Here is a 24142-nt window from a genome sequence, read left to right as displayed (position 1 = left end):
AATGGCCATCGCACTGTGCGCAATGATGCTGGTGGCTGCCGCACTGCTTGTGCTGTCCAATATCGCCCGCCAACGTCGCAGTGAGCGTCTCGTCGTTCAGCGTCTCAAGGGCCAGACCGTGCGCGAAAGCCGCATCGGCAGCTGGCTGCGCCTGCTGGGTGACACTCGCCTGGGCCAGCGCACTGTCAGCCTGGACAAAGAAACGCAACTGCTGCTCAACCGGGTCGGCTGGCGGCGGGCCAGCAAGCGCTCTTTGTATGCAGCGTGCCAGATCGGCGTGCCGTTCGGGCTGGTTACTGTGGTGGTGCTGGCTCAGATGCTGTTCTTCAAAGAGGTCTCACAACCGTTGGTCGCGCCCATGTTCGCGCTGTGCATCGGCTACCTGCTGCCCAAAAGGGTTCTGGCCGCCTACGCCAAGGCACGCCAGAAACAGGTCGTCGTCGAGATATCCACCTTTATCCCGCTGCTGCGCATTTTGTTCGAATCCGGCATGGCGGTGGAACAGGCGTTGCGAGTACTCAGCAGTGAAGGCAAGGACCTGCTGCCGGTCCTGTCGGAAGAAATCCGCGTCATTCTTACCCGGGTCGACTCGGGTCTGGAGCTGGGTGAAGAGCTGCGCAAGGCCTCGATCCTGATGGATGTGGATGAATTCAGCGACACCTGCGTGATTCTCAACCAGTTGATCCATCAGGGCGGCGGTGCGTTGAAATCGCTGCTGACCCTCAAACAATTGATCGACGATCGCCGCCTGACGCGCCTGCAGGAGTACATCTCCAAGCTGTCGGCGAAGATGTCGGTGGTCATGATGCTGTTTCTGTTTCCCGCACTGCTGATCGTGCTGGCAGGCCCCAGTTTTGTCGCCCTGAGCCGTGCTCTGGGCGGTTGAGGTTCAGGTTGTTCAAGGAAGAGATGCAATGAAGGCAATCATCACGTTACTCGGATTATTGATGCTGACCGGCTGCGCCAGCGACGGCAGCGCGCTCTGGATGCAGTCATCCACTCAGGCACAGAGCTGCCCCAAACTGACATCGGATCAGGAACTGGCCCTGAATCTGGCCCAGAACATGGCGGACGAAGGCCGCCTGCACGCCAGCCTCGCCCATCTGGAAGAGCTGCCGGACAACCTGGGCGAAGTGCGGCTGCGCAAGGCACGGGTACTGCGGCTGCTGGGCAGCAACGAGGCTGAGCCGCTGTACCGCAGCCTGCTCGGCACCTGTCGCGCGGCTCAGGGGGAACATGGCTTGGGGCAACTGGCCGCCGCACGGGGTGACAATGCCCAGGCTCAGCAGCATTTGCTCAGGGCCAGCAAGCTGGAGCCCACCGACGAGAAAATCCGCAATGATCTGGGCGTGGTCTATCTGAATCAGTTGAAGCTTGAACAGGCGCGCTTTCAATTCCTGACGGCCATGGAGCTCAAGCAGTCCGATCCGCTGGCAGCGGTGAATCTGGTCACCCTGCTGATTTATCAGGACAACTGGAAACAGGCAGCCGAACTGGCATCACGGGCCAACCTGACGCCCGAGCAGATCACCGACGCGACCGCGCGGGCTGAAAAGCTCAAGGTCACGGCCGTCCAGCCTGTGGCCCAGAAGACCCCGATCACCGCCAGGCTTGATCAGCCAGGCCAAGGAGCACGACCATGACCCGTACGACCCGGACGTTCTGCATCATGTGCGCTGCCGCAATCGTTTTTTCATCTGGTGCTCGGGCCATTGATGGCGGCACCTCGTCAAACAGTCCGCCAGCGAGCCAGAGCCAGACCGAAACCTGGTTGAATGTGCAGGCCAAGGGCTCTGCCGCTTCTGCGATACCTCAGACCAGCACCTCTGCCGAGCGTGACCTGAGCCTGCAGCGGTGGCTTGAAACCTACAAGCATGAGATACCGGCGTTTTACGACCAGAAAGCCGGTGGCAGCGTTTCTTCAGACAAGTAGGATCGAGCCTTCGGAGCCCTCCTGAAATCGGCTCTTACACTCCATGCCGCAGCACGCAGTGAAGCAGTCCGTTATCATGCGCCAACTTCGAGCTCCGAGATTCTGGACTGCCATGCGCCGTTTGCTATGCCTGATGCTGTTGATTCTGACCCTGCCCGCCTTCGGCGCAAGCCTGCTGGAAGGTCGTCCAGCCCCGACTCTGGGTGGCGCAGCCCTCGATAACAGCAAGCAATTCCTGCCCGTTCGTCAAGCCTATCAACTGAGCCTGATTGAAACCACACCGCAATCGATCAAGCTGCGTTTCGTCGCCACCGAAGGCTACTACCTGTATCGCCATCGCTTTCAGTTCCGCACCGAGCCCGCCGACATTGGCCTGGGCGAAGCGCAACTGCCCAAAGGCGAGCAGAAGCACGACGAGTACTTCGGCGACGTTGAGGTCTATCACGGCATTCTGGACATCGACCTGCCGCGCAAGCCCGGCGAAGATCGACCTTTCACCCTTGCAGTCACCTATCAGGGCTGTGCCGACAAGGGCTTGTGCTATCCGCCCGAGACCGAACGCCTGGACATTGGTGATGTGAAGGCCAGTCAGCCTGCTTCCACGTCAGCCTCCGTTGCAAAAACCGCGTGGAGCTGGAAAGAGCTGGCGCTGTTTTTCCTGGCTGGTGTGGGCCTGACGTTTACGCCGTGCGTGCTGCCGATGCTGCCGATTCTGTCCGGCGTGGTACTGCGCGGACAGGTCGGTGGTCTGCGTGGTTTGAGCCTGTCACTGGCTTACGTGCTGCCGATGGCGATCTGTTTTGCATTGCTCGGTGCGCTGATGGGCATGTTCGGCGCAGGTCTCAATCTGCAGGCACGCCTGCAATCGGCCTGGGTGCTGGTGCCCTTCTCGGCCTTCTTCGTCATTTTCGCCATTGCCATGTTCGGCCTCTTCGAACTGCGTCTGCCACAGGGCCTGAGCAATCGGCTTGATCGCATCGCGGGCAAGACCGAAGGCGGCTCGCTGTGGGGCGCTGCGGTGTTGGGCGTAGTTTCCAGTCTGCTGGTATCGCCCTGCGTTTCAGCACCTCTGGCGGGCGCGCTGCTGTATATCAGTGCCAGCGGCGATGCGCTGGGTGGGGCCTTGAAACTCTTCGCTCTGGGCCTGGGCATGGGCGCCCCGCTGCTGCTGGTGGCTACCGGCGGCGCAGCCTGGCTGCCGAAAAGCGGGCCTTGGCTGGTCACGGTAAAAAACGCCATCGGCGTGCTGCTGCTGGCATTGGCCATCGGCTTGCTCAGTCGCGTTCTGCCCGGCCAGATCACCCTGTTGCTGGTCGGTTTGTTGAGCGCTGGCGTCGCACTGTTCATGGGTACGCTGCAGCTGACCGACAAAACGTCTCGCCAAAAACTCGCCCAACTCATCGGCCTGCTGCTATTGGTCTACGCTCTGGCATGCTGGTACGGCGCATTGACCGGCCAGACCGATCCCACACGCCCGTTGGGCCGCGCGCAGACGACGGCCAGCAGCGGTGCGGTAGCGTTGGCGACCAACCCATGGCAAACCATCACCACCTCCGCAGAACTGGACCGTGTGCTCGACGAAGCAAAGCGCGACGGCAAACCCCTGATGCTGGACTGGTACGCCGACTGGTGTATCAGCTGCAAGGTCATCGAACATGAAGTGCTGCCCGATCCAGGCGTTGTTGCAGGACTTTCGGGCTATCGACTGGTGAAGTTCGACATGACGGACAGCAACGCCGAGCAACGCGCACTGCTGGATCGCTACAAGCTGTTCGGCCCGCCGGCGCTGCTGTTTTTCAGCAAAAGCGGCGAAGAACTGCAAAACGTTCGGGTCGTCGGCGAAATCGACGCTGCGGGGCTGATCGAGCGTCTGAATGGAGCAAATGACCAAATCTAGCGCCTGAGTCACAAACTTTGCGCGAATATCGCTCATCGTGCTGGCTACTGTTGTTAACTGGACAGTCCATTGCCCTTCCGGCATAGTCGCCGGGCGTAAACGCTCGCAGACAATAAAAGGACTACACAATGGCGACCATTCTGGTTCTTCACGGACCTAACCTGAATCTGCTGGGCACTCGGGAACCGGGTGTCTACGGCACTGTCACCCTGTCTCAGATCAATCAGGACCTGGAACAGCGCGCCCGCGACGCTGGCCACCATCTGATGTACCTGCAAAGCAACGCCGAATACGAGCTGATCGACCGAATTCACGCCGCTCGCGACGAAGGTGTGGACTTTATTTTGATCAATCCGGCCGCTTTTACGCATACAAGTGTGGCAATACGTGACGCGCTGATGGGAGTGAGCATCCCATTCATCGAAGTGCATTTGTCAAACGTGCACAAACGCGAACCTTTCCGCCATCACTCCTACTTTTCAGATGTCGCTGTAGGAGTGATCTGCGGCCTTGGCGCCAGCGGTTACCGACTGGCCCTGGAGGCCGCCCTGGAACAATTGGCCGTTGGCTCCAGGCCATGAATGGTGCAGCCAGACGCTGACCTCATGGCTTGAACCGGCTGCCGAACTGACTTACAGACCCCTTGGGAGTTGATGATTGATGGATATTCGCAAAGTCAAGAAACTGATCGAATTGCTGGAAGAGTCCGGCATCGACGAACTGGAAATTCGTGAAGGCGAAGAGTCCGTACGAATCAGCCGTCACAGCAAGACCCCGGCGCAACCGTATTACGCACCGGCGCCAGCGCCTGTAGCTGCACCGGTTGCCGCACCTGCGCCAGCCGCTCCGGTTGCTGCCGAAGCGCCATCGGCCCCTGCGCTGAACGGCCACGTCGTCAAATCGCCAATGGTCGGTACGTTCTACCGCACCCCTGCGCCGACTTCGCCTGCATTCGTTGAAGTGGGCAAGACCGTCAAGGTCGGCGACACCATCTGCATCGTTGAAGCGATGAAAATGATGAACCACATCACGGCCGAGAAAGCCGGTGTGATCGAATCCATCCTGGTAGAAAACGGTCAGCCGGTTGAATTTGACCAGCCGCTGTTCACAATCGTTTGAACCGGGGAGAGCCTGCGATGTTGGAAAAAGTTCTGATCGCCAACCGCGGCGAAATTGCCTTGCGCATCTTGCGTGCCTGTAAGGAACTGGGCATCAAGACCGTCGCTGTACACTCCACGGCAGATCGCGAGTTGATGCACCTGGGCCTGGCAGACGAAACTGTCTGTATCGGTCCGGCGCCAGCCAACCTGTCCTATCTGCACATCCCTGCAATCATCGCGGCCGCCGAAGTCACCGGCGCCACGGCGATTCACCCGGGCTATGGCTTTCTTGCGGAAAACGCCGACTTTGCCGAGCAGGTCGAGAAATCGGGTTTTGCCTTCATCGGCCCCAAGGCCGACACCATTCGCCTGATGGGCGACAAGGTATCGGCCAAGGACGCCATGAAACGCGCCAACGTGCCTACCGTTCCAGGTTCCGATGGTCCACTGCCTGAAGACGAAGCCACTGCGCTGCGTATCGGCCGTGAAGTCGGCTACCCGGTGATCATCAAGGCCGCCGGTGGCGGTGGTGGTCGCGGCATGCGTGTGGTTCACAAGGAAGAAGACCTGATCGAAGCTGCTGCCCAGACCCGCGCCGAAGCGGCTGCCTGGTTCAGCAACCCGATGGTCTATCTGGAAAAATACCTGACCAACCCGCGTCACGTGGAAATCCAGGTCATTTCCGACGGCCAGGGCAATGCGATTCACCTCGGTGATCGTGACTGCTCGCTGCAACGCCGCCACCAGAAAGTACTGGAAGAAGCACCGGCTCCGTTCATCGATGAGCAGGCGCGCAAAGACGTCTTCGCTGCCTGCGTCAAGGCATGCGTCGACATCGGCTACCGCGGCGCGGGCACGTTCGAGTTCCTGTACGAGAACGGCCGCTTCTACTTCATCGAAATGAACACCCGTGTTCAGGTGGAGCACCCGGTTTCGGAGATGGTCACCGGTATCGACATCGTCAAGGAGATGCTCAGCATCGCCGCCGGCAACACGCTCTCGTTTACTCAGGATGACGTAGTCATCAAGGGTCATTCGCTGGAGTGCCGGATCAACGCTGAAGATCCGAAAACCTTCATCCCGAGCCCAGGCCTGGTCAAGCATTTCCATGCACCGGGCGGTAACGGCGTTCGTGTCGACTCGCACCTGTACAGCGGTTACAAGGTGCCATCGAACTACGACTCGCTGATCGGCAAGCTGATCACCTGGGGCGCGACCCGCGAAGAGGCCATGGCACGCATGCGCAACGCCCTGGACGAAATCGTGGTCGACGGGATCAAGACCAACATCCCGCTGCACCGTGATCTGACCCGTGATGAAGGCTTCTGCGAAGGCGGCGTCAACATTCACTACCTGGAGCACAAACTGGCCAATCAATAAGCCAGTGTGTTTCAAAACGACGAAGCCGCAGTGATGCGGCTTTGTTGTTTGCACCGCTTGGAAGTAAACTTGCCCGCTTCTCGCGGCCAAGCCCGCACTTATTTTTGAATCGAAGGTAATCCGCCATGCCTTGGCTGCAAGTCCGTCTCGCCATCAGCCCAGAACAAGCCGAAACCTACGAAGACGCTCTTCTCGAAGTCGGCGCCGTGTCCGTGACCTTCATGGACGCTGAAGACCAGCCGATTTTCGAACCCGAACTCAACACCACCCCGCTGTGGGCACACACCCACCTGCTGGCCCTGTTCGAAGCCGACACGGACGCCGATCTGGCGCTGGCGCACCTGCGCCTGCTGACTGACGCCGAATTGCCCGAGCACACCGCCGAAGTCATTGAAGACCAGGACTGGGAACGCAGCTGGATGGACAACTTCCAGCCAATGCGCTTTGGCCAGCGCCTGTGGATCGTCCCGAGCTGGCATGCCGCACCCGAGCCTGAGGCGGTGAATCTGCTGCTCGATCCAGGCCTGGCGTTCGGCACCGGCACGCACCCGACCACCGCACTGTGTCTGGAATGGCTCGACAGTCAGGACCTCAAGGGCTGCAACGTGCTGGATTTCGGCTGCGGATCGGGCATTCTGGCCATCGCCGCACTGTTGCTGGGCGCCGAACAGGCGGTCGGCACCGACATTGACGTGCAGGCCCTTGAAGCCTCCCGTGATAACGCCGGGCGCAACAACATCGCCGAACAACGCTTTGCGCTCTACCTGCCGGAAGACCTGCCCCGTGAACCCGCCGATGTACTGGTCGCCAATATTCTGGCCGGCCCGCTGGTGTCACTGGCCCCGCAACTGGCAGAACTGGTCAGGCCGGGCGGGCGTCTCGCGCTGTCCGGCATTCTGGCCGAGCAGGGAGAAGACGTGGCTGCAGCCTATGCTGCTACATTCGATCTGGACCCGATCGCGAACCGTGATGGCTGGGTACGCATCACGGGCCGTCGCCGTTAACCGCCGCCTGAACCGGACCGCCGCATGACCGACAGTTTCGTCACCCAGTGCCCTCACTGCCAGACCAGTTTCCGAGTCAGCCACGCGCAACTGAGCGTGGCACGCGGCGTGGTGCGCTGCGGCGCCTGCCTGCAGGTCTTCAACGCCGCCCGACAATTGCTGGAGCAGCGAGCGAGCGACGAGCCCGGGAAACCGGTGCAGACCGACGCGCCATTGATCGTCGACCCGCCGATTGCCGAGCCTCTTCAGCCCACTCTGCCCGTTGCGCAGGTGCCCGCTGCAGAGCCTGCTGCGCCAGCCCGCGTCGAGCCAGCCAGAGTTCAGGACGAAGACGAGGACCTGTGGCAGGTCAGCGAAATGGACCTGGACAACCTGAACCTGGACGAAGAACTGGCGCGCCTCGAAAAGCGCGACAACCCGCGGTCAGACAGCTTTGCGCGCCACAACCGTAACGATGACAGCATGCTGACGGCGCAGCGTGACAACCCCAAGGCGGATGAATCCGCGTGGGTCGACACGCTGCACAACGATGACGTCAGTCATCTACTTGAACTGCAGGCCGAAGTGGTCGACGAGCCTGCGCATCATGATGATGAAGAGCACAGGCACTCAGACAACGACCGCACCGAACCCTCGCTGTCGGCAGGCAACCACCTGGACGATGACGAGCCTATGGCGCCGCCGGTCAGTCTGCGCAAACAGCCTGTAACCGAAAAAGCCGAACGCTGGTCCGCAGTCGACGACGATGACATCGATGATCATGATGACGAATACGTCAACGATGAGCCGGAACCAGATCCGCGCAGCAAACGCACGCGCAATGAACCCGCCGTACGCGACAAGCCCCTGATTGACCTGACGGACGATCCTCTGCAACTGGACTGGCAGCCACCAAAGCCGCGATCGGGCCGTCGCCTTGCGTGGGCACTGCTGATCTTGCTGGCCCTCGTGGGACTTGCCGGGCAATACATCTGGTATCACTTCGATCAGTTGGCGCGCCAGGATCAATACCGTCCATGGTTCCAGCAATTGTGCCCGCAGATTGGCTGCAAGGTGCCGTCGAAAGTCGACATTTCCCTGCTCAAGAGCAGCAACCTGGTGGTGCGCAGTCATCCCGAGTTTCAGGGCGCCCTGATCGTGGATGCGATCATCTATAACCGGGCCTCTTTCTCCCAGCCGTTTCCACTGCTGGAGCTGCGTTTTGCCGACACCAGCGGTCAACTCATTGCCAGTCGTCGGTTCAAACCAAGCGAATACCTGAGCGGCGAAATGGCGGGCAAGGAAGAGATGCCGCCGCAGACTCCTATCCATATTGCGCTGGATATCCTCGATCCGGGGGCGAAGGCCGTGAATTACAGCCTGAACTTCCGTTCGCCCGAATAGCGATCCTGCAGGGTGAAACCACCCTGCACAGACCTGCTTTATCTGTTGTTTTCCCCGAACAACCCAGCATTTTCGCCAGGTATTCTCTGACAATCGCTCTGGAATCCCGGTCTTGGCGAGATGGAAAAAGTTGTTCAGATTTTATCCAATTCAGCCTTTATCCAGTCATCGAGAGCGGGTATCATGCCCACCCTTTTTCAAACTCTCGGCTCGGTCTGACGGTTGCACAAGCAGCTGGCTGAACGACCCGTTGCAGACCGTGTGAAACGGTTGTTTACACGGCCTGCGGATGATTCGGCCCCACTATAGGTAAGGCTATGTCGGCGGTACGCATCGGCCCATATACATTGCAGAACGGCTTGATCCTCGCCCCTATGGCGGGCGTCACTGACCAGCCTTTCCGTCAGCTGTGCCGTCAACTCGGCGCAGGGCTGGTGGTCTCGGAAATGGTGACCAGCGACATGAGCCTGTGGAACAGCCGCAAATCGCGTCTGCGCATGATCCACGAAGGTGATCCCGAGCCCCGCTCGGTACAGATCGCCGGCGGAGATCCGCAGATGCTGGCGGACGCGGCACGTGCCAATGTCGATCTGGGTGCTCAGATCATCGACATCAACATGGGCTGCCCGGCCAAGAAGGTATGCAACAAGGCAGCCGGTTCAGCGCTGTTGAAAGACGAACAACTGGTGACCGAGATCCTGCAGGCCGTGGTGGCTGCGGTCGATGTGCCGGTCACGCTGAAGATACGCACCGGCTGGGACCGGGAGAACAGAAACGGGCTCACCGTCGCAAGAATCGCCGAGCAGGCCGGCATTCAGGCACTTGCGGTCCACGGGCGAACCCGTGCAGACCTTTACACCGGTGAAGCCGAGTACGACACGATTGCCGCCATCAAGCAGGCCGTGTCGATCCCTGTATTTGCAAACGGCGACATCGATTCACCTGAAAAAGCCCGGTATGTACTGCAGGCCACCGGAGCGGACGGGTTACTGATTGGCAGGGCAGCCCAGGGGCGGCCGTGGATTTTTCGCGAGATAGAACACTACCTGCGTACCGGCGAGAAACTCCCGGCGCTGCAGCTCGGTGAGGTGGAGCGGATCCTGCTGGAGCATCTGGCAGCACTTCATGTGTTCTATGGCGACGTGATGGGCGTGCGAATTGCACGCAAACATGTCGGCTGGTATCTCGCAACCTTGCCGGGCGCCAGGGAGTTTCGCGCCCGATTCAATCGATTGGAAGAGACGGAAGCACAGTGCGCCAACGTTCGGGAGTTCTTCAGCCAAGGCTGCAAGGGCCCGGATAACCAGAACGATAAAGAGGTGGCCGCATGACGATGATGACCGAGACTTTAGTGAGTGGAACGACACCCGTGAGCGACAACGTCAATTTGAAACAACACCTGAACACGCCGAGCGAAGAGGGTCAGACCCTGCGCGGCAGTGTCGAGAAGGCGTTGCACAATTATTTCGCCCACCTCGAAGGCGCATCCGTCACTGACGTCTACAACCTGGTGTTGTCGGAAGTCGAGGCCCCGCTTCTGGAAAGCGTGATGAACTACGTCAAGGGCAACCAGACCAAGGCCTCCGAGCTGCTGGGCCTCAATCGCGGCACGCTGCGCAAGAAACTCAAACAGTACGATCTGCTTTAAGCATTCAAAACAGAAAAGGCGACCCACCTGACAGCGGTCGCCTTTTTTTGCTGACTTCTTTTGCTTGTGATGGAAATTGAGATGACCGACCAGACTACCCGCCTGCCGATCCGCCGCGCTTTGATCAGCGTATCCGACAAGACCGGAATCCTCGAATTCGCCCGCGAGCTTGAAGCGCTTGGCGTCGAGATCCTGTCCACTGGCGGCACGTTCAAGCTGCTCAGGGACAATGGCGTTGCGGCAGTGGAAGTGGCCGACTACACAGGCTTCGCCGAAATGATGGATGGCCGGGTCAAGACCCTGCACCCCAAGATCCACGGCGGCATTCTGGGTCGTCGCGGCATCGACGATGCAATCATGAACGAGCACGGTATCAATCCGATCGACCTGGTTGCCGTCAATCTCTATCCGTTCGAAGCCACCGTCTCCAAGCCGGGCTGCGACCTGCCGACCGCGATTGAAAACATCGACATCGGTGGCCCGACCATGGTCCGTTCCGCCGCCAAGAACCACAAGGACGTCGCCATCGTCGTCAACGCGAGCGACTACGGCCAGGTGCTGGAAAGCCTCAAGGCTGGCGGCCTGACCTATGCCCAGCGTTTCGACCTGATGCTCAAGGCGTTCGAACACACCGCCGCCTACGACGGCATGATTGCCAACTACCTGGGCAGTGTCGATCAGACGGCACAGACCCTGAGCACCGAAGGCCGCAGCCAGTTCCCCCGCACCTTCAACACCCAGTTCGTCAAGGCACAGGAAATGCGCTACGGCGAGAACCCGCACCAGAGCGCGGCGTTCTACGTTGAAGCCAAACCTGCCGAAGTCGGCATCGCGACCGCCACCCAGCTGCAAGGCAAGGAGCTGTCGTTCAACAACGTGGCCGACACCGATGCCGCGCTGGAATGCGTAAAGAGCTTCGTCAAACCTGCCTGTGTGATCGTCAAGCACGCCAACCCGTGCGGCGTCTCGGTCTGCCCGGACGAGGAAGGCGGTATCCGTCAGGCCTACGAGCTGGCCTATGCCACCGACACCGAGTCGGCCTTTGGCGGCATCATTGCGTTCAACCGTGAGCTGGATGCCGAGACGGCCAAAGCCATCGTCGAGCGTCAGTTCGTCGAAGTGATCATTGCCCCGAGCGTCAGCGCCGAAGCGCAGGCCATCGTGGCCAGCAAAGCCAATGTACGCCTGCTGACCTGCGGTCAGTGGAGCGAGCGCACCCCTGCGTGGGACTACAAGCGCGTCAACGGCGGTCTGCTGGTGCAGAGCCGTGACATCGGCATGATCACCGCCGACGACCTGAAGGTTGTCACCAAGCGCGCCCCGACCGAGCAGGAAATCCACGACCTGATCTTCGCCTGGAAAGTCGCCAAGTACGTGAAGTCCAACGCCATTGTCTACGCCAAGAACCGCCAGACCATCGGCGTCGGCGCAGGCCAGATGAGCCGCGTGAACTCGGCACGCATCGCCGCCATCAAGGCCGAGCACGCCGGTTTGCAGGTTCAGGGCGCAGTCATGGCTTCCGACGCATTCTTCCCGTTCCGTGACGGCATCGACAACGCGGCCAAGGTCGGCATCACCGCTGTCATCCAGCCGGGCGGTTCGATGCGTGACAATGAAGTCATCGCCGCGGCAGACGAAGCCGGTATTGCGATGGTTTTCACCGGTATGCGCCACTTCCGCCACTAACTCAGGAAACGGCCGCACTGCCGCAGGCGTCTGCTGCGTTGGATGGGGCTCCGCTGATGCTCATTGCCAGGAGGCAACTCCGCTCAGCGAAGCCCCATCCGCCTTGCATACACCTACGTCATTGCGACCTCGTACCGCGGGGTCATCTGACGATGAACTGCCGCGCTACCTCCCAGAATCAGCGTCATCGAGGTTTTTGACATGAATGTTTTGATTATCGGCAGTGGCGGTCGTGAACACGCCCTGGCATGGAAAGTCGCGCAGGATCCACGTGTAGAGAAAGTATTCGTTGCGCCGGGCAACGCAGGCACGGCCATCGAAGCCAAGTGCGAAAACGTTGCAATCGACGTGCTGGCGCTGGAGCAACTGGCTGACTTCGCCGAGAAGAACGTCTCGCTGACCATCGTCGGCCCGGAAGTGCCGCTGGTGGCTGGCGTCGTGGACCTGTTCCGCAGCCGCGGCCTGGATTGCTTCGGCCCGACTGCCGGTGCAGCCCAGCTTGAAGGTTCCAAGGCGTTCACCAAGGACTTTCTGGCACGCCACAAGATCCCGACCGCCGATTACCAGAACTTCACCGAAATCGAGCCGGCGCTGGCCTACCTGCGCGAAAAAGGCGCACCGATCGTCATCAAGGCCGACGGCCTGGCGGCCGGCAAGGGCGTCATCGTTGCAATGACCCTGACCGAAGCCGAAGACGCCGTACGCGACATGCTGGCCGGCAATGCCTTTGGCGACGCAGGCTCGCGCGTCGTGATCGAAGAATTCCTCGATGGCGAAGAAGCCAGCTTCATCGTCATGGTCGACGGCAAGAACGTTCTGCCCATGGCCACCAGTCAGGATCACAAGCGTGTCGGCGATGGCGACAGCGGCCCGAACACCGGCGGCATGGGTGCCTACTCCCCTGCCCCGGTGGTGACCGCCGAGGTTCATCAGCGGGTCATGGACCTGGTCATCTGGCCGACCGTCCGGGGCATGGCAGAGGAAGGCAACGTTTACACGGGCTTCCTCTATGCTGGCCTGATGATCGACAAGGCTGGCAACCCCAAGGTGATCGAATTCAACTGCCGTTTCGGCGATCCGGAAACGCAGCCGGTCATGCTGCGACTGCAATCGAGTCTGGTCCTGCTGGTCGAGGCCGCCCTGGCACAGGCGCTGGACAAGATCGAAGCGCAATGGGATCCACGCCCGAGCCTGGGGATCGTTCTGGCAGCAGGCGGCTACCCTGCCGACTACGCCAAAGGCGATTTCATCAACGGGCTGGATGAAGCCGCTAAACTCAATGGCAAGGTTTTCCACGCGGGCACCGCCCTGCAGGATGGCCGTGTCGTGACCAGCGGTGGTCGTGTACTGTGTGCGACAGCCCTGGGCGACAGCGTGGGCACCGCTCAGCAGAATGCCTACGCGCTGGCGGCAAAGATTGATTGGGAAGGTTGTTTCTATCGCAAGGACATTGGCTACCGGGCCATTGCCCGTGAGCGTGGTGAGAGCCAGGAATAAAAGACCAGGCCAGCCCTTTTCGGAGGCTGGCCGGTGTTCCCGGCGATGCGCAGTTTTACCAGGTATTCACTCACGAAGGGATTTCATTGTGCGCTGGCTCAGGATTGCCATAGCCTCAACCGTCGGGTTGATGACCTTGCTCTTCATGCTCTCGGCTCAAGCCGAACATGGATCGGGCTGGTCAACGTTGCTCGACGAAAAGGCAAGCCTGGACCTGGAGGAAATCCGTTCGGCGCGCTATCAGAATCAGTTCAGCCCTGTCGAACTCGAACGCGTCACTGCAGCGGGCAGACACAGTGCTGTCTGGCTGCACTATCGACAGCATCCGACACAGCACGAGCAACTGCTGCGTATTTTCGCACCCGACCTTGCCACCGCCGACATGTACGTCATGGACGGAGATCGTCTGGTCGACTACATGCGCACAGGCAATGAAGTACCCAGGCAGGATCAGCGACTGCCATCCAACGACTTTCTGCTGACCGTACCGCAAAGCAGCGTCCCGCTGGACATCTACCTCAGGCTGGTTTCAACCCAGCAAATGCGCCCCAGCATCACGCTGGAGCCCGCCATCGAAAGCGCGGCCGACGAAACCGAGCCGTTTCTGTTCGGGCTGCTGTTCGGTGCACTGGCCATGCTCATTGTTCAGAACCTGACCCGCTACGGACACTCACGTTCGCGCAGCAACCTGTGGCTGGCGGCCTGTGAGGCCTTGCTGGCACTGAGCGCCCTGCTGCTGCTCAACCTGCTCAGCCCACTCGAGTCCTGGAACATCGCACAGACTCCCGGCGCCCATCTCGCCTTGCTGATGGCCGCCATTGCCGGACTGATCTACACCTACTGCTTCTTTGTGCATCGCAACGTGAAAGTGCTGGATCGTCTGCTGCTGGGCAATGCCGTGCTCATGGGCATCGGTGCGCTGCTTGTGATGCTCGACGACGACCTGCCCATCAACATCCTGACCTTCGTGCTGGTTTCCCTGACCACGCTGAGCATCCTCGCGGTCTCGGTATGGCACTGGCAGAAAGGCTACCGCTCGGCGCGTCTGTTCGTGTTGGGAATGATCACCTTCAATATCGGCTACATGATCGTGCTGCCAGGCCTGTTGTGGCTGAGTCTGGTGCCGCCGCAGTGGCTGATCCTCGCCCTGCTGTGCGTGTTCTGCATCAGCGGACTTTTGATGAGCATCGCGCTCAGCGAGCGCCAGCGCAGCATCACCGAGGACCGATTCAGCATCAGCCGCGATCAGGCCGCCAGCACGGCCGAAATCAACGCCAAGGCCGAATTCCTGGCCAAGATCAGTCATGAAATCCGCACCCCGATGAATGGCGTGCTGGGCATGACCGAACTGCTGCTGGGCACACCGCTGTCGGTCAAGCAACGCGATTACGTGCAGACCATTCACAGCGCAGGCAACGAACTGCTCACGCTGATCAACGAAATTCTCGACATCACCAAGCTTGAATCGGGGCAGATCGAGCTGGACGACGTGCAGTTCGACATCAGCGCACTGGTCGAGGACTGTCTGAACATCTTCCGCGCCAAGGCCGAGCAACAGCAGGTCGAACTCATCAGCCTGATTCAGCCGCAGGTGCCTCGCGTGATCGGCGGTGACCCGACCCGACTGCGCCAGACACTGTTGAGCCTGCTGGAAAACGCACTGAAGAAAACCGAAGAAGGCGAAATCCTGCTGGCCGTTGCGCTGGACAGCGCAAAGTCCGGCACGCCGCGTCTGCGCATCTCCGTGCAGGACACCGGTGAGTCGCTGTCGGATGAAGAGCGTGACGCGTTGTTGCATGCGGAACTGCACAGCAAGAATTTCCTGGCCAGCAGCAAGCTGGGTGGCCACCTCGGGCTGGTGATCGCACGGCAACTGATCGTGCTGATGGATGGCGAATTCGGCATTCAGAACAGCGGCACGCCGGGCAATACCCTGTGGCTGACGCTGCCGCTGGACGCCAAGCTGCTGGAACAGCCCACCATCGATCTGGACAGTCCGCTGAAGGATGCCCGCGTGCTGGTGGTCGACGACAATGACACCTGCCGCAAGGTGCTGGTGCAGCAATGCAGCGCCTGGGGCCTGAACGTGAGTGCCGTGGCCTCCGGCAAGGAAGCGCTGGCCCTGCTGCGCACCAAGGCGCACTTGCGGGACTATTTCGACGTGGTGCTGCTGGATCAGAACATGCCGGGCATGACGGGTATGCAACTGTCGGCCAAGATCAAGGAAGACCCGAGCCTCAACCACGACATTCTGCTGATTATGCTGACAGGCATCAGCAATGCGCCAAGCAAGATCATCGCCCGTAACGCGGGCATCAAACGCATTCTGGCCAAGCCCGTGGCAGGCTACACGCTCAAAACCACGCTGGCTGATGAACTGACCCAGTTGAACAAGGGCGTCACACCGATCAATCCGGCGCCGGTGCTGAACATGCCGGTTCGTGTGCCAAGCGATTTCCGCATTCTGGTGGCTGAAGACAACAACATCTCGACCAAGGTGATCCGCGGCATGCTGGGCAAGCTCAACCTGCATCCCGATACCGCCAGCAATGGCGAGGAAGCCCTCCGCGCCATGAAAGCGCAGCGCTACGATCTGGTGCTGATGGACTGCGAAATGCCGATCCTCGACGGGTTCTCGGCCACCGAGCAGTTACGCGCCTGGGAAGTCGGCAATCAGCGCGTACGCACGCCGGTCGTGGCCCTGACCGCGCACATCCTTACCGAACACAAGGATCGTGCACGTCAGGCTGGCATGGACGGCCACATGGCCAAGCCTATCGAACTGTCTCAGTTGCGTGAACTGGTCGAGCACTGGGTGGCGCAACGCGACAAGGTTCGCGGCCTGACATCGGCTGGCGAACTCTACCAGCAGAACTGACAACGTCAGGTCAGGCAGCGCGCTGCCTGATAGACTGCTCTCGCCCGCCCCCTGCTGCCAAGAGCCCATGCCATGCTCCATGTGTTGTCCAGCGTTTACCTGAAGATGCTGGTGCTTTACAGCCCGTTCTTCGTCCTGTCCTGCTTTATCAGCCTGACCCGTGGCCATTCGCGCAAGGAACAGAAGCGCCTGGCCTGGAAAGTCGCGCTGGCAACGCTGGTTTCAAGCGTCCTGCTGTACCTGTTCGGGCGGGTGATTTTCGATGTGTTCGGCATCACGGTCGATGCATTCCGGATCGGCGCCGGCAGCGTCCTGTTCATCTCGGCGCTGGGCATGGCTCAGGGCAAGTCCGCAATCCAGACCGACAACATCCAGCAAGACGTGACCATCGTCCCCCTGACCATCCCGATCACCGTCGGCCCCGGTACAATCGGCGCCCTGCTGGTCATGGGCGTGAGCCAGCCACATTGGGATGACAAGCTCACCGCCATTCTGAGCATTGCGCTGGCCAGTCTCACAGTCGGTGTGGTGCTTTACCTCTCCAACCGTATCGAGCGGATCCTCGGCGATCAGGGCCTGCAGATCGTCAGTCGGCTGATGGGGCTTTTCGTCTGTGCGCTGGCCGCGCAGATTATCTTTACCGGTGTCCGGGGTTATCTGATTACCTGACTGACTCAGGCCAGGTTCTCGAAGTAAATACGTGTGTAGCGATCCAGATTCTCGACGACCTTTTCACGAAAGGGCTCGTAACTGTCCGCAGAGTAACGATAGGCGCCACCGTCGATACGAATGTTCAGGGTAGACGTGGGCCGGGTAAACCATGAACCGCCTGTTGATTCTGTCTGCATATGAATGCCACATACAAGCACATCGACAGCGCCAGCCGTTGACTGTCGGCAAGGTACAATCTGCAAGCTTTCGCCTCGACTGGTACTGAACCAATCCTCGAAAAAAGCCTTCATCTGATGGCTGCTCAGGAGTTTTCCCAGCGCTTCGCTGGCCAGACTCGCCAGCTCCGCATGGCCGGATCCGCGAATGACGTCTCGCGTCGCAACAAGCAAATCACGAGGCTTGTTAATTAGAAATGTTTCTTTATTCAATGCGCCACTCAGGCTGAAGCCGTTCTGATATAGGCCTGCCTGATACCGGTTTATCCATTTGGACCAGTCTTGCTGACGATCAAATTTACGGCCTGCTCTGATTTCCGAGTAATTCAGGCAATCAAGGATATCATTCGTCTCTTGCTCCGATGCGTCAGCAAAAAAGGACACCAGACTATGTCCAGTCATCAGGAGCGGAGCCTGCGCGTTACTCATCTCCTTCATCCAATGCAGGCGTACAAAGTAGAGGCAGTATCAAACCGTCTTTTTTGCCGACCAGAAAACTCTGGACCTTTTTACGCACACTCTGATATCCACTGACGTCCCAGTTGTGCGTGGAAAACCGCAGATCAATCTCGCCCACAATTTTGTCAGGAGAAAATACCTGCCGGTACACATCAGGCTCTGCTTCAGCTGTCGTCGTGAATGTCATGAATAATGACGTCAGTGTGGCCACTCCATCCAGAGCACTGAGCTGCAGGGTAAAGGTCGAATGCCCGGGCTTTTCGACGCGCACCTTCACGGTAAACCGCTGGAACAGGGTTGAGCAATGATCAGTAGGCGCCAGAATGGCTATACAACGCAGTAACTCCTTGAAGTGCCCCTGTGTCTCTGGATGGCTTGAGGTGCCCTGCTTGATCAGCCATTCAAAAGAAATAGCTGCATCGTCCGCAGGCTCGAATGCACGCCGCTGATAGTATGAGGAGGCCCACTTCAACTCCTGCATCGCTTTCTCATGCAGGGAATACCAAGTGAAGGGCGCATCAAATTTTTGGGTCTTGAGATCAGCGTACAGTTGACAAAACAGCAGGGCGTCGCTGGTGTCGCTCAGACTCTTTAAAGACAGCGCACTGTTCACTGACAGCAACTGACCGGCCAGCACAAACCTTTCATATTTAATATTCATCGTGTGCATCCTTGCACTCACTTAAATGAATGGAGGTTGCTGCAAAGCAACCTCCAGCCCAACCGTTAGTTCAGTCCGTCGAAGAAATCATCCGCATCCCGGTCCAGATACTTGAGGATTTTTGGTTTGTAACGCTCATGCGAAGCCTTGTCGAAGTTCAGGCCTTTTACCAGGCGCCTGATTTTAAGACGTGAAACCGACCACTTCCAGAACAGTGCGCCTCCCGAATCACTCATGTAGTCGCAATGCATGGACAGCAGATAGGTCACCGGAATGCCGCTGGCAGACTCCAGGCAAGGCATGATGCGGAACGTCGAGGTGTTGCCCTTTTTACTATTGTGCTCGAACAGCTTCATGAGCGGTTCGTTCTTCTGCAGTTTATCCAGAGTCAGACTCAGCAACTGAATGAGCGTTGCCTTGTTGGGGCCTGCAATTGCGCCGATCAGCTCAAGCACCACTGAATCCATGGTCAGCGACTGATCGTGGGTAGTGTACTCACCGTACTCATGCCCACCGAGCGTGAGCCATCCGCCGTAACGCATGGCAGTGGAGTATTCCTCTAACCACTTGATGGGATCACTGCTGATATCCGACTTGCTGTGCGCAACTGTTTCGGCGAAGGCGACGGACAACATGACAGCCTCGCGATTCTCTGCACTGACGCCGTCAGCAAACGCGATGATCGCAGGCGATTCTTTATTTATCTGCCCAACAGGATCATTAACATCGCTCATACCAACGCTGCTCGACAGGGCCATTGCCTGAGGCACAATCACATGATCAGCCTGCGTCAGCGCCGGCAACGCCTCAAAGTAAGTATCTGCTTCTTTATCCGTCGGGAACGATGGGGTTTCTTCGTAAATCATTTTGCATTCCTTGCATTAATGAGTTTCAGACGGGCCGTTTTTGGCCTCTCATTAAAACTATCGACGAAACCGAAACCCCACAACCTTGGCACTTGGCCTGCCTCGCACTCAAACCAGGACCCAGCCCATTGAGCCACTGAATGACCGAAACAGCATGGACACGGGACACTTATAAGTTTCCTTCGCTGCCATTTATATATGCCTTCGAAGCACAGTAACGCTACTGCGGATACGGAAAGAAAAAACAACAAGCCTCGTTGATAAAGCCCACTTCTTTTAGGGAATGCTCCTCAAACCACGCAAGTATTCTCCTACAAATCCTCACCAACAAAAGAAGCCTCGGCTTTTCAATGGTTGATGAGGTTTGTACATGAGACGTATTGAGCAGTGGAGGCTAAGGCTTTTTTCCATACCAGCGCGGTGTATAGACCCACTGACTTCCGTCGGGACGCGCGAAGACGCAGGTCAGAGACGAGCCCACCAGAACCATAGTGCGCATGTCCACCTGCTCGGGCGTCAACTCGCCCAGCGTAATGATGCGCAGGGTCTGACCCGGACGGCCAATGTCTCGGCCCAGCGTGACCGGCGTCTCGGGTGTGCGGTGCTGACGCACGATCTCCAGTGCCCGGCCCAGTTGCCAGGGCCGCGAGCGGGAAATCGGGTTGTAGAACGCCAGCGCAAGGTCCGCCTGAGAGGCCAGGTCCAGACGCTTTTCGATGACGTCCCACGGCTTGAGGTTGTCCGACAGCGAGAGTACGCAGAAGTCATGCCCCAATGGCGCACCGGCCTGGGCTGCGGTGGCCAGCGAGGCCGAGACGCCGGGCAGGATTTCCAGCTCGACAGCATGCCACTGCGGATTGTCTGACTCGTGCAGCGCTTCAAGCACGGCCGAGGCCATGGCGAACACACCGGGATCGCCCGACGACACCACCACCACCGAGCGACCTTGTGCCGCCAGCTCGAACGCATGGCGTGCCCGCATCATCTCCTCGCGATTATCGGTGCAGTGCAACACCTGATCCGCACGAAACGGTCCGGCCATGCGCACGTAGGTTTCGTAACCCAGTACGTCATTGGCCCGCGCCAGTTCGGCCTTGACTGCGGGCACCATCAGATCCGCAGCGCCCGGCCCCAGGCCGATCACAGCAAGACGCCCACGGCCACGACCGATGCGGCTGACGTCCAGCGGCTGAGCCGCGACCGAGATAGCCAGGCCCGAAGTGCTCACAGGTGGCAGTAATTGCGGGACCGCACTCATCGCCATCTCACTGGGCGAGCCCGCAGCGGCAAAACGCACCGGCACGTCCAGCTCTGCGGCAGCCTGATGCAGCAGCGCATTGGCCATGTGGTGCTCACCCGCCAGCAGGCAGGCCAGAGACTGTTCGGCAATGCGGGCATCACGCAGGGCCTGACGAACCCGAGACGCCAGTTCAGGCGAGCAATCGTCCACCGCCACCAGCACGTTGCGCGGATAGATCAGCAGTTCGTTGGCCGACAGTTCACGCAGACCGGAGCCAATGTGGATCGACAATTCTGCCTGCGGATCTTCAGGCAGTTGCGCCTGAGCCAGCCAAGGCGCGTCACCTTCGATACGCACCTGTTCGCCGGACAGCAGATCGGACACGAAGCGCTTGCCCAGTTCCAGGTCGCCCAACGCATAGCCACTCGGCGGATTGAGCAGGCAGGTGCCGAATCGCAGTTCGCCACTGGTGGTGATCGCCGGATTGACCGCGAGGCCTGCGGCAATCGTGCGAGCCATGACGTTGACGCCGCCCAGCCCGCCGAGCAGCGGCACCACCGCGCTACCGTCTTCGGCCACGGCCAGCACTGGCGGCTCGACACCCTTCTCCAGCAACAGCGAGGCCAGTGTACGAATCACGATGCCCGCCGCGCACAGCGCAATGATCGGGGTGTTCTGCTGATACAGCTGACGCACGGTGGCGCCGAATTCGGTGTAGGTGCTATCAGCGCCCTGTACTCGTTCAGCCAGACCGTGAATCACTGCATCGGGATACAGACGCTGGATACGCCGTGCGGTCGCAAGGCTGCCGTTGCCGAGAATGACGATGGCCGGAATGTTGTGCGCCATCAGCCTTGCCACCTGTCGCCGGGAACAATGATCAACGAGAAATAGGGCGAGGACATCGGATCGACCTGATCCAGCGGCACGATCTTCTGATTGGCCATGGTGGCCCGCTCGACGTAAAGCGCACGTTCGTGCATGCCCAGTTCGGTCAGCACTTCTCGCACCTTATGGAAGTTGCGACCCAGCTTCATGATCACCGCCGCGTCGGCATCGGCGAGCTTGCGTTTCAGGTCTTCATGGGAGAGCACGCCAGACAGCACCGACAGGCTCTGATTGCGGTACACCAACGGCGCACCCAGCACCGAAGCGCCGCCCAGCATCGAGCAGACGCCCGGAATCACCTCAGCCTCGTAACGCTCGGCCAGACGGTCGTGCAGATACATGTAGGAGCCATAGAAGAACGGGTCGCCTTCGCAGATTACCGCCACGTCCCGGCCGGCATCCAGATGTGCAGCGACCTGTTGGCTCGACTCGTCATAGAAATCACTGATGACTTTTTCGTACGACAGCGGCGCGGGCAGCGCTTCGGTGGTGACCGGGTAGACCAGCGGCATCAGCGTCTGCACCTCCTGAAGGTGCGCCTCAATAATGCCGAACGCGTTGCCTTTCTTGCCCTTGGCCACGAAATACGCGACCACTGGCGACTCGCGCAGCAGGCGTAGGGCCTTCACGGTAATCAGTTCCGGGTCGCCGGGGCCGACACCCAGGCCAATCAATCGACCGCGTGCCTGCATCATTCGATCTCCGTGGCCAGAGCATTGACGGCGGCAACAGCCATGGCGCTGCCACCACGACGGCCCTGCATGATCACGAACGGCACGCCACGGCTGTCAGCGGCGAGCATTGCCTTGGATTCGGCGGCGCCGACGAAGCCAACCGGGAAACCGAGGATCAGCGCAGGCTTCGGCGAACCGGCATCGAGCATTTCCAGCAGATAGAACAGCGCCGTCGGCGCGTTGCCGATCACCACCACACTGCCTTCCAAGTACGGACGCCACAGTTCCAGCGCCACGGCGGAACGGGTGTTGCCCAGTTCCAGCGCCATTTCCCGCACACCTTCGTCGTGCAGGGTGCAGATGATTTCGTTGTTGGCCGGCAGACGCGTGCGGGTGATGCCTTCGGACACCATGCGCGCATCACACAGGATCGGTGCGCCCGCCGCCAGCGCATCACGCCCGGCCTTGCCTGCGCCCGGCGAGAAGCGCAGGTCTTCGATGACTTCGACCATTCCGCAGGCGTGGATCACGCGCACGGCGAGTTTTTCCAGGTCGGCAGGGATCGTGTCCAGGCGCGCTTCAGCGCGAATGATCGAGAAGGAGTTGCGATAAATCTCCTGACCATCGCGGATGTAATCAATCATGCATGTTGCTCCGTGAGTCGGCGTTCAACAACGCACCGACTGCTTCAATAGTGAGGTCACGCGCGCGCAGCACACCGAAACCGGCATGGGCTGCGTCGCGAAAATAAAGGTCATAGCGGCCGGGCGAGACGGCCAGCAGGGTCACGGGTGCCACATGTGCCGCCGCGCAGGAACGTCGGCAACCCGTGAGGTGTACCGCCTGGCTTTCATGCAAGCTGGCGGCCAGCAATCGGGCGTCGGTCTTGGTATTGGCCAGTCCCTTGGCACACCCGGCAGAACCGGTGCAGGCAACAATGTGCGCCAGCGGCTCCTCGACCGAGCCGATCAGGCCGGCAGCCTGCAACGCATTGAGCACATCCGGCCCTCGTTCGACCGGAACGTTGGGCAGCATCAGGCTTTGCCACGGCGTCAGGCGCAAAGAGCCGTCGCCCTGATCCATGGCCAGTTGCGCGACAGCCGAGAGCATCCCGGCATCGAGACGCCCCAGCGGTACGGCAGCGCCCACCGCGACCAAGCCTGCATCGGCCTGTGGATAAATCCCGATATGGCGATCTGGCTGGATGGCAGGACGTTGCCAATCCGTAATCCCGGGCTCGACGCACAAGGCGACGTTCAAGCGCGCTGAAAGCCGGCTGAGGATTTCGTCGGTCGATACCTCGGCCAGCAGGTGGCGCATGCGGGTGTGTTCCGGGCGCGCCAGATCGAGAAACAGCTCCAGCAACGCCACGACCAGCGCATGACCGTGGACCAGAGGCACAGCAGCCAGAGGCTTGTCACGAGCCGGACAGCCTGCCAGACCGAACGCCAGCATCATCTGGTCGCCATGCTTCAGCGCCGAAAGCCACAGGTCATGAGGATGCTCCAGCATCACCAGCGCTTCGCCAGCGTCCAGCGAAATCGCGAACTTGGGCGACAGCTCGTGGAAGCGCGGATGCGTTTCCAGCGCCGCGAGAATCTGCGCTGCCAGCGGCCGGGCATCGAACAGACTCTGCGCATCCAGGCCGGCCACCGGGCTGAGCATCAGGTTGCGCACATCGTCGCTGTCGGGATTGTCCGGGCCGAGACCTGCGTCCATCAGGACACGGATCAGCCCATCGTGGTCATCGCCTACGCCGCGAATCTGCAGGTTGGAGCGGTTGGTGGCTTCGATCACGCCCTGTGCATAAGTCCGCGCCGCGTGAGCCACAGCCTGCGCCTGCGCGGCCAGCAGCCCCCCTCCGGGCAGTTTGATCCGGCAGATGCCACCGTCCAGCGCCGGGACGATACGCAGCAACCCCGGACAGGCCGAGGGGCGTAGCGTTGCGCTGGATGTGCGAGCGTACTTCTGCTCGTTCAAGGGATCACCTGGCAGGAACCGGCTGGAGCCGTACGTGGATTAGAGCACTTGTACCCCGTCGGGCGCGGTATTATGCCTGCT

Annotated in this window: 22 protein-coding genes; 15 read left to right on the top strand and 7 right to left on the bottom strand. The window is 59.9% G+C overall.

The window, feature by feature from the left end:
* Nucleotide 1: 1 nt before the first annotated feature.
* From CFBP1590_RS04065 to tspR, 15 genes are all read left to right on the top strand, one after another.
* Nucleotides 2–886: a type II secretion system F family protein gene (locus tag CFBP1590_RS04065; RefSeq protein ID WP_029244002.1), complete on the top strand. Its 885-nt coding sequence runs from the start codon at nt 2–4 to the stop codon at nt 884–886.
* Nucleotides 887–914: 28 nt separating this feature from the next.
* Nucleotides 915–1643 (top strand): tetratricopeptide repeat protein, encoded by a 729-nt coding sequence (locus CFBP1590_RS04060; protein ID WP_088234508.1) that lies wholly within the window; start codon nt 915–917, stop codon nt 1641–1643.
* Complete coding sequence (locus CFBP1590_RS04055; protein WP_058432833.1) at nt 1640–1933, top strand: DUF3613 domain-containing protein; 294 nt, start codon at nt 1640–1642, stop codon at nt 1931–1933. Before CFBP1590_RS04060 ends, CFBP1590_RS04055 begins: the two co-directional genes overlap by 4 nt.
* A gap of 112 nt (nt 1934–2045) precedes the next feature.
* On the top strand, nt 2046–3830 hold the full coding sequence (locus tag CFBP1590_RS04050; protein ID WP_269457922.1) for a protein-disulfide reductase DsbD: 1785 nt from the start codon (nt 2046–2048) through the stop codon (nt 3828–3830).
* Between the two features lie 128 nt (nt 3831–3958).
* Nucleotides 3959–4411: a type II 3-dehydroquinate dehydratase gene (gene aroQ / locus CFBP1590_RS04045; protein WP_088234507.1), complete on the top strand. Its 453-nt coding sequence runs from the start codon at nt 3959–3961 to the stop codon at nt 4409–4411.
* 79 nt (nt 4412–4490) lie between these two features.
* Nucleotides 4491–4949: an acetyl-CoA carboxylase biotin carboxyl carrier protein gene (gene accB / locus CFBP1590_RS04040; protein ID WP_029244006.1), complete on the top strand. Its 459-nt coding sequence runs from the start codon at nt 4491–4493 to the stop codon at nt 4947–4949.
* A 17-nt stretch (nt 4950–4966) separates the two neighbouring features.
* Nucleotides 4967–6310: an acetyl-CoA carboxylase biotin carboxylase subunit gene (gene accC, locus CFBP1590_RS04035; RefSeq protein ID WP_029244007.1), complete on the top strand. Its 1344-nt coding sequence runs from the start codon at nt 4967–4969 to the stop codon at nt 6308–6310.
* 125 nt (nt 6311–6435) lie between these two features.
* Entirely contained in the window at nt 6436–7314 is an 879-nt protein-coding gene (prmA, locus tag CFBP1590_RS04030; protein ID WP_029244008.1) for a 50S ribosomal protein L11 methyltransferase, read from the top strand.
* A gap of 24 nt (nt 7315–7338) precedes the next feature.
* Nucleotides 7339–8697: a DUF3426 domain-containing protein gene (locus CFBP1590_RS04025; RefSeq protein ID WP_088234506.1), complete on the top strand. Its 1359-nt coding sequence runs from the start codon at nt 7339–7341 to the stop codon at nt 8695–8697.
* A 317-nt stretch (nt 8698–9014) separates the two neighbouring features.
* Nucleotides 9015–10028: a tRNA dihydrouridine synthase DusB gene (dusB, locus tag CFBP1590_RS04020; protein WP_029244010.1), complete on the top strand. Its 1014-nt coding sequence runs from the start codon at nt 9015–9017 to the stop codon at nt 10026–10028.
* Entirely contained in the window at nt 10025–10345 is a 321-nt protein-coding gene (fis, locus tag CFBP1590_RS04015; RefSeq protein ID WP_002555375.1) for a DNA-binding transcriptional regulator Fis, read from the top strand. Before dusB ends, fis begins: the two co-directional genes overlap by 4 nt.
* 81 nt (nt 10346–10426) lie before the next feature.
* Nucleotides 10427–12031, top strand: coding sequence for a bifunctional phosphoribosylaminoimidazolecarboxamide formyltransferase/IMP cyclohydrolase (gene purH / locus CFBP1590_RS04010; RefSeq protein WP_004885774.1), 1605 nt, complete (start codon nt 10427–10429; stop codon nt 12029–12031).
* Nucleotides 12032–12232: 201 nt separating this feature from the next.
* Nucleotides 12233–13528 carry a phosphoribosylamine--glycine ligase gene (purD, locus tag CFBP1590_RS04005; RefSeq protein ID WP_029244011.1) on the top strand — a complete coding sequence of 432 codons (1296 nt, stop codon included), beginning with the start codon at nt 12233–12235 and terminating at the stop codon, nt 13526–13528.
* Between the two features lie 88 nt (nt 13529–13616).
* The gene (gene retS / locus CFBP1590_RS04000; protein ID WP_088234505.1) at nt 13617–16406 is read left to right on the top strand and encodes a hybrid sensor histidine kinase/response regulator RetS; all 2790 of its coding nucleotides are present in this window, start codon (nt 13617–13619) and stop codon (nt 16404–16406) included.
* Between the two features lie 72 nt (nt 16407–16478).
* Nucleotides 16479–17075: a type III secretion system genes modulator TspR gene (gene tspR, locus CFBP1590_RS03995; protein ID WP_029244013.1), complete on the top strand. Its 597-nt coding sequence runs from the start codon at nt 16479–16481 to the stop codon at nt 17073–17075.
* 5 nt (nt 17076–17080) lie between these two features.
* Here tspR and CFBP1590_RS03990 read toward each other — a convergent pair whose 3' ends face one another.
* The 7 genes from CFBP1590_RS03990 to cobG form a co-directional block, all read right to left on the bottom strand.
* Nucleotides 17081–17722, bottom strand: a complete 642-nt coding sequence (locus tag CFBP1590_RS03990) for a hypothetical protein (RefSeq protein ID WP_088234504.1) — start codon at nt 17720–17722, stop codon at nt 17081–17083.
* Nucleotides 17715–18413: a hypothetical protein gene (locus CFBP1590_RS03985; RefSeq protein ID WP_029244015.1), complete on the bottom strand. Its 699-nt coding sequence runs from the start codon at nt 18411–18413 to the stop codon at nt 17715–17717. Before CFBP1590_RS03985 ends, CFBP1590_RS03990 begins: the two co-directional genes overlap by 8 nt.
* A gap of 65 nt (nt 18414–18478) precedes the next feature.
* On the bottom strand, nt 18479–19279 hold the full coding sequence (locus CFBP1590_RS03980) for a hypothetical protein (RefSeq protein ID WP_029244016.1): 801 nt from the start codon (nt 19277–19279) through the stop codon (nt 18479–18481).
* A gap of 394 nt (nt 19280–19673) precedes the next feature.
* Nucleotides 19674–21368 carry a precorrin-3B C(17)-methyltransferase gene (gene cobJ, locus CFBP1590_RS03975; RefSeq protein ID WP_088234503.1) on the bottom strand — a complete coding sequence of 565 codons (1695 nt, stop codon included), beginning with the start codon at nt 21366–21368 and terminating at the stop codon, nt 19674–19676.
* Nucleotides 21368–22099, bottom strand: a complete 732-nt coding sequence (locus CFBP1590_RS03970; RefSeq protein WP_004885798.1) for a precorrin-2 C(20)-methyltransferase — start codon at nt 22097–22099, stop codon at nt 21368–21370. The genes cobJ and CFBP1590_RS03970 overlap by 1 nt, the downstream gene beginning before the upstream one ends.
* Nucleotides 22099–22725, bottom strand: coding sequence for a precorrin-8X methylmutase (locus tag CFBP1590_RS03965; protein ID WP_088234502.1), 627 nt, complete (start codon nt 22723–22725; stop codon nt 22099–22101). The genes CFBP1590_RS03970 and CFBP1590_RS03965 overlap by 1 nt, the downstream gene beginning before the upstream one ends.
* Entirely contained in the window at nt 22718–24061 is a 1344-nt protein-coding gene (gene cobG / locus CFBP1590_RS03960; protein ID WP_088234501.1) for a precorrin-3B synthase, read from the bottom strand. The genes CFBP1590_RS03965 and cobG overlap by 8 nt, the downstream gene beginning before the upstream one ends.
* Nucleotides 24062–24142 lie beyond the last annotated feature (81 nt).

This window comes from Pseudomonas viridiflava, assembly GCF_900184295.1.
GTDB classification, from domain to species: Bacteria; Pseudomonadota; Gammaproteobacteria; order Pseudomonadales; family Pseudomonadaceae; genus Aquipseudomonas; species Aquipseudomonas viridiflava.
Note: the sequence above shows the minus strand (reverse complement) of the source record. Positions and strands in the feature narration are given on the sequence as shown.